At 63.2% G+C, this 13607-nt stretch carries 10 protein-coding genes; 4 read left to right on the forward strand and 6 right to left on the reverse strand.

Going from position 1 to position 13607, the window contains the following annotated elements:
• Window positions 1-48: 48 nt before the first annotated feature.
• The 4 genes from P0D70_RS02035 to P0D70_RS02050 all read right to left on the reverse strand — a co-directional run bounded on the left by P0D70_RS02035 (window position 49) and on the right by P0D70_RS02050 (window position 6850).
• Window positions 49-1545 (reverse strand): efflux transporter outer membrane subunit, encoded by a 1497-nt coding sequence (locus tag P0D70_RS02035; RefSeq protein ID WP_408182035.1) that lies wholly within the window; start codon window positions 1543-1545, stop codon window positions 49-51.
• Window positions 1542-2765 (reverse strand): efflux RND transporter periplasmic adaptor subunit, encoded by a 1224-nt coding sequence (locus P0D70_RS02040; RefSeq protein ID WP_408182037.1) that lies wholly within the window; start codon window positions 2763-2765, stop codon window positions 1542-1544. The genes P0D70_RS02035 and P0D70_RS02040 overlap by 4 nt, the downstream gene beginning before the upstream one ends.
• 35 nt (window positions 2766-2800) lie before the next feature.
• On the reverse strand, window positions 2801-6040 hold the full coding sequence (locus P0D70_RS02045; protein WP_408182039.1) for an efflux RND transporter permease subunit: 3240 nt from the start codon (window positions 6038-6040) through the stop codon (window positions 2801-2803).
• 375 nt (window positions 6041-6415) lie between these two features.
• Window positions 6416-6850 carry a VOC family protein gene (locus P0D70_RS02050; RefSeq protein ID WP_091802538.1) on the reverse strand — a complete coding sequence of 145 codons (435 nt, stop codon included), beginning with the start codon at window positions 6848-6850 and terminating at the stop codon, window positions 6416-6418.
• 143 nt (window positions 6851-6993) lie between these two features.
• On the opposite strand from P0D70_RS02050, the gene P0D70_RS02055 reads away from it, so the two are divergent.
• The 3 genes from P0D70_RS02055 to P0D70_RS02065 all read left to right on the forward strand — a co-directional run bounded on the left by P0D70_RS02055 (window position 6994) and on the right by P0D70_RS02065 (window position 9099).
• Window positions 6994-7878 carry a LysR family transcriptional regulator gene (locus tag P0D70_RS02055; protein ID WP_408182042.1) on the forward strand — a complete coding sequence of 295 codons (885 nt, stop codon included), beginning with the start codon at window positions 6994-6996 and terminating at the stop codon, window positions 7876-7878.
• A 155-nt stretch (window positions 7879-8033) separates the two neighbouring features.
• Window positions 8034-8672, forward strand: a complete 639-nt coding sequence (locus P0D70_RS02060) for a LysE family translocator (protein ID WP_408182044.1) — start codon at window positions 8034-8036, stop codon at window positions 8670-8672.
• Window positions 8673-8739: 67 nt separating this feature from the next.
• The gene (locus P0D70_RS02065) at window positions 8740-9099 is read left to right on the forward strand and encodes a hypothetical protein (RefSeq protein WP_408182046.1); all 360 of its coding nucleotides are present in this window, start codon (window positions 8740-8742) and stop codon (window positions 9097-9099) included.
• A 43-nt stretch (window positions 9100-9142) separates the two neighbouring features.
• Here the strand turns inward: P0D70_RS02065 and P0D70_RS02070 are convergent, their stop codons facing one another.
• Entirely contained in the window at window positions 9143-10840 is a 1698-nt protein-coding gene (locus P0D70_RS02070) for a SulP family inorganic anion transporter (protein WP_408182048.1), read from the reverse strand.
• 718 nt (window positions 10841-11558) lie between these two features.
• Between P0D70_RS02070 and P0D70_RS02075 the strand changes: the two genes are divergently transcribed.
• A complete protein-coding gene (locus P0D70_RS02075; RefSeq protein ID WP_408182050.1) occupies window positions 11559-12416 on the forward strand; it encodes a PA4780 family RIO1-like protein kinase in 858 nt (285 codons plus the stop codon).
• An 85-nt stretch (window positions 12417-12501) separates the two neighbouring features.
• Here the strand turns inward: P0D70_RS02075 and P0D70_RS02080 are convergent, their stop codons facing one another.
• Entirely contained in the window at window positions 12502-13557 is a 1056-nt protein-coding gene (locus tag P0D70_RS02080) for a LacI family DNA-binding transcriptional regulator (protein WP_408182052.1), read from the reverse strand.
• Window positions 13558-13607 lie beyond the last annotated feature (50 nt).

Consider the following 13607-nt stretch of genomic DNA (forward strand, 5'->3'; position numbering starts at 1 on the left):
AAACGCCTCGCCGCTCCCCTGCGTCCGCGCCACTCATGATCCATCGGCTCACCGCGCGGGAGCCATTGCCTCCTTCGTGTCGCCGGGCTGCGTACTCTTCGGCGTGTCCGCCATATCCGCGCCGACGTCCCAGCCACCGCCGAGCGCCTTCACGAGCGATACCGACAGCGTCATCTGCTGGCCGTGAATCTGCACGTCCTGGCGCTCGCTGGTCAAGAGCGACTGCTGCGCCGTAATGACGTCGAGGTAAGCGACGAGGCCGCCAGAATAGCGGTCGTTGGCGAGCGCCAGCAGATGCTGCGCGTCGGTCACGGCCTCGCGCGACTGCCTGGCCGCGCCGTCCAGCACGGAGAGTCCGGTAATGCCGTCCTGCACCTGCTGGAACGCGGTGAGCACGGTCTGGCGGTAGTTCGCCTCGGTGGCCTTGTAGCCTTCGCTCGCGAACTGCACGTTGGCCGCGCGGCGGCCGCCGTCGAACAGCACCTGGCCGACCGCCGCGCCGAGCGTCCACATCAGCGTGGGCGCGCTCAGCAGGCTGGCGAACTGCGTGCTTTCCCAGCCAATGCTCGGTGTCAGCGTCAGACTCGGGAAGAACGCCGCCTTGGCGACGCCGATCTGCGCATTCGCCGCGGCCGTCGCGCGCTCCGCCGAGGCGATATCCGGCCGCCGTTGCAGCACGTCGCTCGGCACGCCGAGCGGAATCGACGGCACCTGAACATCGACCACTTTGGGTGCGATCGAGAACTGCGGCGCGGGCACGCCGACGAGCGCGGCAATCGCATGTTCGAGCTGCGCGCGCTGATTCAGGAGCAGTTGCGCCTGCACGCGTGTCGAGTCGAGCAGCGACTTCTGTTGCAGCACGTCGAGTCCCGACACCGAACCGAGATCGTGTTCCGTCGTGACGTAGTCGAGCGCCTTCTGTTGCAGTTTCACCGATTGATTCAGCACGTCGATCTCGGCGTCGAGTTCGCGCAGCGAGAAATAGTCGGTGGCGAGATCGGTGGTGAGAACGAGGCGCGCGTTGGCGAGGTCGTCCGCCGATTGCTGCGCGGATGCCACCGAGCCTTCCACTTCACGCCGTATCCTGCCGAATAGATCGGTGTCGTAGTTGATGGTGGGGCCGAGCTGCACATTGTTCTGCACCGTCGACGTGGTGGGCGTGCCGTAATTGGTCCGCGGGCGATCCTGCGAAATCCGGAAACGCGATGCCTGTGCCGCCAGATCGACTTCAGGAATCTGCTGCGCGCGGGTGTTCGCCAGCGTCGCCCTGGCTTGCTCATAGTGCGCGCTGGCCGCCACCAGCGTCTGATTCTGCGCGAGCGCCTGGGTTTCCAGCGTGGCAAGCGTCGGATCGTTGAACGCACTCCACCAGTCCGGCGAAATCGGCGCATGCGACGGCACGGCCACGCGCCAGTACGAATCGGTTTGCCAGGTGGGCGGCACCTCGGCCTGCGGCCGCTGATAGTTGGGCCCGACCGTGCACGCGGCCAGCAACGCCGTGCCCGCGAGCGTCGTTATCGCACGCCCTGTGGCCACGCGCTTCACGACGCCCCCTTGCCGTTGGCCCGCGGCGGCTGGATCTGCACGTGATCGCCGTCCGCGATCGAATCGCTCGGGTTGATGATGATCTTGTCGTTGGCCTCGATCCCGCTTTCTATTTCGAGCGACTGTCCGAGGTCTTGCGCAATCACGATCTTATGCAATTGCACGTTGCCGTTCGCATCGACCACCGCGACGCGCGGGCCTTCGGCGCGGAACAGCAGCGCGTTGCCCGGCACCATCAATTGCGCGTGGGCGACTGCCGGCACCGCGACCTGCACGTAAGCACCGGGGCGCAGCTTGTCGTCGGGATTCGGCAGCGTCACTTCGACCTGCAACGAACGGGTGGGCACGTCGATCGCGCCGGACATGTGCGTGATGGTGCCGTGGAATTGCTGGCCCGGCAGTTCCGCCTGCGTCACCACCACCTTCTGTCCCACCGACACGTTTTGCGCGTATGCCTGCGGCAATTGCACATAGACACGCAGCGGGTCCGACTGCGCAAGCGCGAAGAGCGCGCGGCTCGTGCCGCTGCCCGCGTCGATCAGGTCGCCGACATCCACATTGCGCTGCGTGACCACGCCCGCGAACGGCGCAACGATGCGCTTGAACGATTCGAGCTGCTGCAGGCGCTTGACGTTGGCGTCGGCAGCGGCCAGGTTGGCGACGTCCTGCGCATACGTGCTCTGCCGTTCGTCGAGCTCCTGTTGCGAGACCGCGTCGCGCTGGCGCAATTGCTGCCAGCGGTCCAGCGAGCTTTTGGCGAGGCCGAGGCTCGAACTGGTTTGCTGACGCTGCGCCAAAGCCTGCGCGAGTTCCTGGTCGATTTCCGGCGTATCCAGATCGGCGAGCAGTTGGCCCTGCTTCACGCGCGTGCCGATATCGGCGTACCAGTGCAGCAGATAACCCGTGGAGCGCGCATAGATCGGCGATTCGACATAGCCGCGCAGCGTACCCGGTAGCAGCGTATTGCCGCCGCCTTCGGTCTGGGTCGGGCTCACCACGTTCACGTACTGCGTGGCGTTCTGCTTCGTGGTCTCCGCCACCGAACGGTTTTGCATCACGTTCGCGATCACGGTGCGCAACGCCCCGACGGCGAGCAGCGCCAGCACGATCCAGACAGCGATTTTGGTGCGCTTCCATTCGCGATGGCGCGGCGGCAAGGCGTGGCCGCCTTCGGTCTCTCGCGAGGGAATCGCTAGCGATGCATGAGTTTTTTCGGTCATCTCAGTCAGCCATCTCAGTCAGCCGTCAATTAACTTTACGCGGGCTTGCCGGCGCCGCCATGGTCCGGCGTCGGGCCATCGTGGCCATCGCCGTGGGAGTCTGCGTGGTTCGCGCCGCCGTCGTCGCCATCGTCACGGTGGCGGCGTGCGAGCCGCGTGTGAATGGCCGCGAACACGAGCGGCACGAAAAACAGCGTGGACACCGTGGCGAATAGCAATCCGCCGATCACCGCGCGGCCGAGCGGCGCATTCTGCTCGGCGCCTTCGCCGAGACCGAGCGCCATCGGAATCATGCCGATGATCATCGCAAACGCGGTCATCAGCACCGGCCTGATCCGGCTCGCACCGGCTTCGAGCGCGGCGGTCAACGGCGGTGCGCCGGCGGAAAGCCGTTGGCGCGCGAACGACACCATGAGAATACTGTTGGCGGTAGCCACGCCCATCGTCATGATCGCGCCGGTCAAGGCCGGCACACTCAGATGCGTGCCCGTCAGGAACAGCATCCAAACAATGCCCGCGAGCGCCGCGGGCAACGCGCTGACGATAATCAGCGGATCGACCCACGACTGGAAATTCACCACGATCAACAGGTACACCAGCACGATCGCCATCGCCACGCCGAGTCCCAGCCCGAAGAACGAACTGCGCATGGTCTGCACCTGGCCGCGCACGGTAATCTGACTGCCGCGCGGCAGCGACGCGCGCATGTTGTTCACGAGCTGGTCGACCTGATTCGCCACGCTGCCCAGGTCGCGCTTCTCGACGCTCACATACAGATCGATCACCGGCTTGATGTTGTAGTGCGTGACTTCCGCGAACTGATTTTGCGGCGAGACCCGCACCAGGTTGCCGAGCAACTGCGTCGGGCCGTTGGCCGAACCCGACACCGGCGTGCGCAACAGTTCATCGATCGACGAGACCTGATACTGCGGCGTCTGCACCGCCACGTTGTATTCCACACCATTCTTGTTGTTGAACCAGAAACCCGGTGAGGTCTGCGAACTGCCCGACAAGGAAATGAGCACGTTCTGCGCCACGTTGCTCGCGCTCAGATTGAGCTGCTGCAAACGCGTGCGATCCATCTGAAGGTTGATCGCCGGTTCATCCAGCTTCTGCTGAATGTGGGTATCCACCGTGCCGGGAATCAGGCGCACCTGTTTCAGCAGCTTGCGCGCGACGTCGAAGTTGCCCTCCTGATTCGCGCCGGAAATCTGCACGTCCACGGCGGCGGGCAAGCCGAAGTTGAGAATCTGCGTGACGATGTCGGCCGGTTGAAAGAAGAACTCGACACCCGGAAATCGCTGCGGCAGGATCGCGCGCAGTTTGTCCATGTAGATTTGCGACGGCTCGTGGTCTTCATTGAGCGCCACCTGGATCTCGCCGTCGAGCGTGCCGATCGTGCCCGCATTGCTATAGGAGAGGTTGATGCCGCTATAGGGCAAACCGAGGTTGTCGAGAATCGTGCCGAGTTCTTTAGCGGGCACTACCTCGCGGATCACATTTTCGACCTGGTCGGCCAGACGCGCGGTTTCCTCGATGCGGGTGCCCGTCGGCGCACGCATGTGCAGGCGAATGTCGCCGGCGTCAACGCTCGGGAAAAAGTCTTCGCCGAGCACGAAAATCAGGCCCATCGACACGACGCAAAAACCGAGAAACACGCTGCCGAACACACCACGGCGCACCAGCACACTGCTGAGTATCATGATGTAGCCGGCGCGCATGCGCTCGAATCCGCGATCGAAACGGTGATAGATGCGCATGAACGGATTCGGCTTCGCGCCCTCTTTCGGCTTGTGCGCGTGCCCCATCAGCAGCATCGCCAGGGTCGGCACCAGCGTACGCGACAGAACGTACGACGCCAGCATGGCGAACACCACGGCCTCGGCGAGCGGCACGAAGAGATACCGCGCCACGCCGGTCAGGAAGAACATCGGCACGAACACGATACAGATACACAGTGTCGACACCAGCGCCGGAATCGCGATTTCGCCCGCGCCGTCGAGAATCGCATCGTGCAGATTCGTGCCCATATGCAAGTGCCGTTCGATGTTCTCGATCGTCACCGTGGCATCGTCCACCAGAATCCCGACCGCCAATGCCAAACCGCCGAGCGTCATGATGTTGATCGTCTGCCCGAGCGCGTGCAGCGCGATCAGCGAGGACAAGATGGACAGCGGAATCGAAATCGCAATGATGCAGGTGCTGCGCCAGTTGCCGAGAAACAGCAGGATCATTGCCGCGGTCAGCGCGGCCGCGACCAACGCCTCGCGCACCACACCCTGCACGGCCGCTTTCACGAACACCGATTGATCGAATAGCGGCGTGATCTTCAGGTCCGGCGGCAGTGCCGCCTCAGCGCCCGGCAGCAGGCCACGCAGCGTGTTGACGATCGAGAGCGTCGACGCACTGCCGTTCTTGAGCACCGACATCAGCACGCCGCGATGGCCGTCCTGCCGCACGATATTGGTCTGCGGCGAGAAGCCGTCGCGCACGTGCGCGACTTCCCGCAGATACGTCGTGGCGCCGTTGAGCGTGCGCACCGGAATATCGTTGAGCCCTTCCACCGTAGCGGGCGAGCCATTCATGTTGATCGTGTATTCCTTCGTTCCGATCTTCGCCGTGCCGGTCGGCAGAATCAGGTTTTGCGCGTTGAACGCGCTGACCACGTCGGATGGCGTCAGGCCTTTGGCAAGCAATGCGCGCGTGTTCAGATCGACCGAGATCAGCCGCGATTTGCCGCCGTAGGGGTACGGCACGGCCGCGCCCGGAATCGTCACGAGTTGCGGACGCAGAAAGTTCAGCGCCGTATCGTTGAGCGCCTGCTCGGAGAGCTTCGGGCTCGACAGGCCGAGCTGGATCACCGGAATACTGGAGGCCGAGTAGCTGATCACCAATGGCGGCGTGGCGCCGGGCGGCATCTGCTTGAGCTGCGCCTGTTCGACGGCCACCGTCTGCGCGATCGCGGTCTGGATGTTCGCAGTCGGCTGCAGGAAAACTTTCAGAATCGTAATGCCCGCGAGCGATTGCGATTCGATGTGTTCGATGTCGTTGACCGTGGTAGTCAGACTGCGCTCGTTCACCGACGTAATGCGGTTGGCCATGTCTTCGGCCGACAAGCCCGTGTAGGTCCAGATGATACTGACCACCGGAATATTGATTTCCGGCAGCACGTCGACCGGCGTGGTGAACAGCACGAATGGCGTCGCCAGCAAGATCAGAATGGCCATCACGATGAACGTGTATGGCCGTTTAAGCGCAACGTTGACGATCCACATTGAAACGTGCCCGAGAGAATGCAGGTAAGGGATGGGTGAATCTGCGCCTATGCTAGATCGATAGCACCAACGCCTGCATGGCGCGAAAATGGCGGAATTGTCAGGAAGGCTAATGTAAGAAAATGGGGCGCTTGAGACGGGACGCAGTTTGCTGACAAGCAAACGTTTGATACCCAAAGATAGGCGAGATTGATGCGCGCCTTGACGCGATGCTCCGCGCCGGCATCGCGGAACATCGCACAGATTGATTTGCGTAAAGCAAATACTTCACGCTTGTTGAAAGCTTAGTCGATCACTGTCCACTTGCCATTTCGCCGGCACTTTCAGCAGTGCCGGTTCTGGCGTTCAGTTCGGCTTCAGCGTGAATGGCCTGCATTACTTGGCGAACAACGACGACATATCCGCGAACGCCTTGAACTCCAGCGCATTGCCCGACGGATCGAGGAAGAACATGGTGGCCTGCTCGCCTACTTCGCCCTTGAAACGCACGTGCGGCTCGATGATGAAGTCGATGCCCGCTTTCTGCAGTTTGTCCGCCGCAGCCTGCCACTGCGCCATCGAGAGCACCGCGCCGAAGTGACGGACCGGCACGGCGTCGCCATCAACCTTGCTGGTCTGACGGTGGCCGACTTCTTCAGGCGCGAGATGAGCGACGATCTGATGGCCGTAGAAATTGAAATCGACCCATGCGTCCGAGCTGCGCCCTTCCGGACAGCCCAACAGGTCGCCGTAAAACTCGCGCGCGGCGGCAAGGCTATGAACAGGGAACGCCAGATGGAACGGCGGCAAGGCGGTGTCGGCAACGCTCATGATGGGGAAACTCGCTGATTGGAATTGGGTTGAACGTGCCGGCGCTCCACGCCACACGCGTAAGGCCAAGTTTAACCATGACTAAAAATGGTTAAAAACGATATATATTTGACCTGACCCACACCAAAATCGATTAATCGATCATGCTGAGCGAACTCAAGACCTTTATCGCCGTGAGCCAGTACGGCACGTTTTCCGGCGCCGGCGCGCGGATCGGCCTGACGCAATCCGCCGTGAGCGCGCAGATGCAGCGGCTCGAACAGGAACTCGGCTTTGCGCTATTCGACCGTACCGGCCGCTCCGCCACGCTCAACGACGCCGGCCGCGAAACGCTCGCGCTCGCCGAGGAAATGATGACGCTATACGCCCGGCTCTCCGAACGCGGCGCGGGCGCGGCGGAAAGCGGCATGCTACGGGTGGGCGCCATTGCTTCCGCGCAAGTGTCGTTTCTCGCCGATGCGCTAACGCGTTTTCGCGAAGACCGGCCCGGTTGGCGAATTCGCGTCGTGCCGGGCGTGTCGCTGGGCTTGCTGGGCCAAGTGGATTCCGGCGAACTGGATCTGGCCGTCATTATCAAACCGCCCTTCGCGCTGCCGTCCGAACTCGAATGGCGCACGCTCGTCACCGAACCGTTCGTGCTGCTCGTGCCCAAGGCGCTCGTGCGCGGCAAGGGCCACGCCCGGTCGTGGCGCGAGTTGTTGCGCAGCGAGCCGTTTATCCGCTACGACCGCACGTCGTTCGGCGGCAGACTCGTCGACCGGTTTCTGCGGCGCTCGCGGCTGAACGTGCACGATGTGATCGAACTGGATGAATTACAGGGGATCGTGCAACTGGTCGCGCGTGGCATCGGCGTGGCGCTGATTCCGGATAGCGCGGGACTCGGCAAGTGGCCCGCCAACGTCGCCGCGCTCGAACTCGGCGAGGCGACGTTTCACCGTGAGATCGGACTCGTGCAGCGTCCACGGCATAGCCGGCAGGCGGTGGCAGGCGCGCTCGCCGATTGCATCGGCATGGCGGCAAAAGCGTGAAGCGCTGCGCGTACGCATGATTGTGCCGTTGCGGGAGCGGTCAACTGTATCTGTGAGACTCGTGCGGCCGCATGCAGAATCCTCATTCGCGTGACGCTTCCCGCTTTCCGCCCGTGTGCGCGCCGCACGGTTTGCCCGCCACCGAGGTTCAGCCCATGACCGCCAGCCCCTTCCTCACCGCCGATGTCCTGATTGCCTACAGTGCGTACTTCGTCGGCACGGCAAGTCCCGGGCCGAGCAATCTCGCCATCATGTCGCTCGCCATGAGCGCGGGCCGCCGATCCGCCTTGACCTTCGCGCTCGGCGTGGTGTCGGGGTCGTTCTTCTGGGCGCTGCTGGCGTCACTGGGTTTGTCCGCGGTGCTCGCCACGTACTCGGAGTGCCTGGTGGCGATTAAGGTCGCTGGCGGACTGTATCTGCTGTGGCTCGGTTTCAAATCCGCACGCTCGGCCTTGCGCGCCGAGGCGTTGCCCAGCGCCACGGCGCGGCAGGACGCAACGCTCAAGCGCCTGTATCTGCGCGGGCTGCTGCTCCATCTCACCAATCCGAAAGCGATTCTCGTCTGGCTGTCGATCGTTTCGCTGGCCATGTCGCCCGCGAGCGGTACGTCGCACACCGCGCCGGTCGTGCTCGGTTGCATGTGCATCGGCGTATCGGTGTTCAGCAGTTATGCGGTGCTGTTTTCGACCGCTTCCGCGCGGCGCATCTATGTGGCGATCCGGCGCTGGCTCGACGGCTCGCTCGCGATCATGTTCGGAATCGCCGGCATCAAGATGCTGACTTCAAAAAGCTGAGCGCTTCGAGACGTCCACCGCTCTGCGATACTGTCGCCGTGACGACTGAAGCGGATAAGCGAACACGATGAGCGGCGGTAATGAAGTGAACCCGGCAGCGCAGCGCTCGCCGCGGCAGAAGCGGTTCTATCTCGCGGGCATGGTCGCGCTAGTGGCCGGCGTGATCGCGGCGGCGATCATCTATGCGACAGCACCAGCGCCGGACAGCGCCGTCTCCATGTACAGCATGGCCGATCCACGCTATCAGATCGAATTGCAGCGCATCGGCGGCAATGCGGCGGTGCTGATGGCGCAATTTCATCAATGGTTCGACGGGCTTTGGCACGGCACGGCGCTCGCTTATACGGTGGCCGTGCTGGGCATCGCCATCGCGGGCATGTGTTTCTTTATCGGCCATTTCTTCGCTGACGAAGAACCGCCACGCTAAAGCCATCACAGCTCGCCGCGAGCATGCGCTTGCGTGACCTCGTCTACCTGCCGGCCGGGCTCACTACGCCGGCCGCGCGCAGCGCCTCGTGCAAGGTGTTGAAAATACAGCTTGCATCGATAATCGGCGTAATGCCGTGCCGGTCCATATCCGAGCGCAAATATTGGTTCACGCGCGCGAAGAAAACCTCGATGCCCTGGCGCTTCAGCGTCGCGCACAACTCGCCGACCGAGCGCGCCGCCGAATAGTCGATGTCGGTGATCGCGCTCGCGTCGATCACGAAACAACGCACTTTGCTGGGCGCCTCGTCGATCAGGCGGCGGGCGTCGTCGACGAAAAAGTGGTCGTTCGCGTAAAACAGATCGGCGCCGAAGCGATAGACGATCAGGCCCGTCGCGGTCTGCATGCCGGGCACGGCAGGCTCCGGAACCCAGACGCCGTTGTCGCCGGGAACGAGAATCATCGTGTGCGGACGGTAGCTGTGCCGCACGTGACGAAGCAGCGAGAGCGCCACCGCGACCAGGATACCGTGCTCGACGCCGATCAGCACCACCGCCGCCGCCGTGAACACGGCCAGCGCGAATTCACCCGGGCTTTCGCGGCGAATCGCAAACAACGTCTTCAGATTGATCAGACCGATGGCGATCGTAAACACGATGCTGGCGAGAATGCAGTGCGGCAGATACTGCAGGAATCGGCTGAAAAATAGCAGCACCGCGACCACCACCGCCGCGAACACGAGCTGCGCGAACTGGCTGCGCGTGCCGGCGAGATCCGCCATGGCGGTTTGCGTCGGGCTGCCGTTCACCACGAACGCGCCTGAAAACGCTGCCGCCGCGTTGGCTGCGGCGATGCCCAGCAGATCGGCATTGGTGTCGACCGATTCGTGATAACGCTCGGCGAACACGCGACTCGCGGCAGCGCTTTGCGCGACGATCATCACGAAGCAGGACGCCGCGACGGGCAGAAGATCGAGCGCCTGCTGCCATGTCACCGACGGCATGCGCAGCGCCGGCAGCCCACCCGCCACCGGGCCGAGTACGGCGATACCGTGAGCCGAAAAACCGAAGAGATTGCTTGCGGCGATACCCGCCACCACCGCGATCAACGGTACCGGCACGCGTGGCTGAATGCGCTTGAACGTCAGAATGGCGCCGACCACCAGCAGCGAAATGGCGAGTGTCGGTGGATGGATTTGCGCTGCTCCGTGCACCACCAGCATCAGCTGATCGACGCTGCGCGAGGCGCGGCCGGGCACGCCGGACATGTCGCCCAGCATGCTGATACCGACCTGCACACCCACTCCGGCGAGAAACCCCACCAGCACGGTGCGCGACAGGAAGTCAGCCAGAAAGCCCAGTTTGAAAATGCGCGCGACGAACAGCAATGCCGCGGTCAGCAAGGCAACCATCGCGGCAAGCGCGGCATAGTCGGCGCTGGAGGGCGGCGCCATGGTGGAAAGCCGGCTCGCGAAAATGGTGGCGGTGGCGGAGTCGGCGGCCACGACGAGGTGCCGCGAAGCGCCGAAGAAGGCAAAGGCGATGAGTGGCAGAAAGACCGTGTAGAGGCCCGTCACGGCCGGCATGCCGGCAATGCGCGCGTAGCCCAGCACTTGCGGAATATCCATCGACGCAAGCTGCACACCGGCGAGCGCATCGCGCGCCGCCGCAGCACGGTTCAGGGGAAGGACGCCCTTCAGCACGCTAACGCGCGCCGTGACATTCGCCAGAAAATCTCGCATACGCGATACTGCCCTAATCTTGGGTTATCGCGCATCGTGCCGCGACTCGGCACTCAAAGGCAAGACTTGTCGCGAGATCGGCTCAACAAAACCGCACTCCCCAGCACGCTGCTCAGCGGTGCTGCAGGAAACATCCGACCAGCGGATTCAACGCTTGAATTGTCCCGTCACCGGATCGACGTGGCGCGCGAAACCAATTAACGCAGCGATGCCGATCGGGCAGGCAATGAAGAACACGGCCAACATCTCACACCCCGTAACAAAATGTTACCGGAAAGTCTACGTGATTGGCCTGCGAATTGAATGAGGGAAAACGGCAAATCAGTGTATCGGCAATTACAACAATCTCTTGAGTGTCCGACTTCGCGCGCGGCGAAAATGTCGGCAGAAAATGCGGCATAAAGCGCGGGAAATCGTACGTTACACGCGGCGTTCCTATACGCAAACGCTTGCGGATTTCTCCGCCATTCGACAACGATAGATTCCCTTTTCCGTGGCGACACCTCGCAATTAGAAGGACGCTTCTACAAGCTATAGCGGCGAACACGCGTTGGAGACTTTCGGGAGTGATGCGATCGCGTTCGCGCCCAAGTCGGGACCGCGCCCATGCTTTTTGCGGTCTCCCCGTATAATCCGGCATGAACCGAATCCCGCACCACCCGCCCTCGCAACCGGCCGCTGCTCGCCGCCGCGCTGCCCGCCACCCTTCGGCGGTCGCATGAAAACTCCGAAACGTCTGCTCCCGCTGGTCGAAGAAGGCCTGATCGACGAAGTCATCTCCCAGCTGATGAGCGGTAAGGAAGCCACCGTCTACGTGGTGCGCAGCGGCGACGCCACGCGCTGCGCTAAGGTGTACAAGGACGCCAAACAGCGCAGTTTCCGCCAGGCCGCCTCCTATCGCGAAGGCCGCAAGGTCAAGAACAGCCGCCAGCAGCGCGCCATGGAAAAAGGCAGCCGCTATGGCCGCGAAGTGCAGGAACAGGCCTGGCAGAACGCCGAGGTCGACGCCCTGTTCCAACTCGCGAATGCGGGCGTACGTGTGCCGCAGCCTTTTATCTGCACCGACGGCGTGCTGCTGATGGAGCTGGTGACCGACGCTGACGGCAATGTTGCACCGCGTCTGAACGACGTCGAGATGAGCGAGGAACGCGCGCTCGAATTGCACGCGCTGCTGTTGAACCAGGTGGTGCGCATGCTGTGCGCCGGCATGATTCACGGCGACCTGTCCGAGTACAACATTCTGCTAGCCGCCGACGGCCCGGTCATCATCGACCTGCCGCAAGCGGTGGACGCCGCCGGTAATCTGGAAGCGCCCGCCATGCTCGAGCGCGACGTCAACAACCTCGCCACGTATTTCGGCCGCTTCGCGCCGGGGCTGCTCGAGACGCACTACGGCAAGGAAATCTGGGCGCTCTACGAAGCGGGCGCGTTGCATGTCGACGCCGCATTGACCGGCCGCGTCGAAGCGGACACCACGCCGATCGATCTCGAAGCCGTGCTGCAAGAACTCGAAGATACGCGGCTCGACGAAGAAGCGCGCCTGCGCTACGAACAGTCGCTGCGCAGCGGCACCTGAGTGTGTGCCGCCAACGGCAGCGGCATGGAGCGGCGGTCGCGCTTAGCAGCAACGGCGTGCAGCAGTTCGCCGCTGCGCGATCCGGCTACCGCGTACGGCCCAAATGTGCAGCGTCGATGGCACCGGCCGCCACACCCGGCGCCGGCCCCACCGATTTGCGCATCGTCACCGTCACCGGAAACTCGCGGAAAATCTCCCACGTGGTCCGATAGCACTGGTTGACCAGCCAGCGCACGGCATTCTGCGTCAGCTCGGCCGTTGGAATATGCACCGATGTCAGCCCGGGCGCGGCGTAAGCAGCCGAGTAATCGTCGTCGTAGCCGATCACCGAGACCTCGTCGGGAACGGCAATGCCCGCCTGGTGAAAACGCGCCAACGCGCTCACGGCCATCGTATCGTTCGCGCAGAACACGCCCGTGAAGCGGCGTTTCGCGTCGAGCAATTTTTGCGCGGCCGCGTAGCCGCCTTCCGGTGAGAAATCCGATTCGATCAGCGTGACGTCGTCGCGCGCAATGCCCTCGCGCGCCAGTTCGGCAAAGAAGCCTTCCAGACGGGTCAGGTTGTCGGACGCGGAAAAAGGCCCGGATATCACCGCGATGTCACGGTGCCCATGATCGAGCAGGGTGCGCGCCGCCAGCTCGCCGCCACGGTGGTGGTCGGCGCAAAACGACGCCTCCGGCAACTGATCGAACGCGCGGTTCAGGAACACCATTTTCGGATGCATGCGGTGCAGCATGATCAGATCCTCGTCGTGCAGATCGTGACTGATCACCACCACGCCGTCGCAATCCCGACCGATCAGAAAACGCACCGCCTCGATGGCCTGTTCACGCGGCGACACTTCTCCGCAGCCGGTCGCCACCACCACGTGACGGCGTACCGCGCGCAGTTCGGTATCGGTCTGCTTGAGGATCGTGCCGTAGTAGGAGCCGAAGAAAGTCGGCACGAAAAGGCCGACCATGCCGAGCGACTGCGTAGCCATGGCGCGGCCGATGGAGGACGGCCGAAAGTTCAGCTGCTCGATGGCCGCTTTCACGCGAGCGGCGGCATCCGCCGAAATCGGCCCTTTACCGGAAATGGCGCGAGAGGCAGTCGACATGCCCACGCCGGCCAGTGCCGCGACATCTTTGAGTGTTGCCACGCGGTTCTCCGTCAAGCATGTTGTATTTGGAGCGACGCCGCGTGCCGGCG

Origin of the sequence: Paraburkholderia sp. RL17-381-BIF-C, from assembly GCF_046026435.1 — a bacterium.
In the GTDB taxonomy this organism is placed as follows: Bacteria; Pseudomonadota; Gammaproteobacteria; order Burkholderiales; family Burkholderiaceae; genus Paraburkholderia.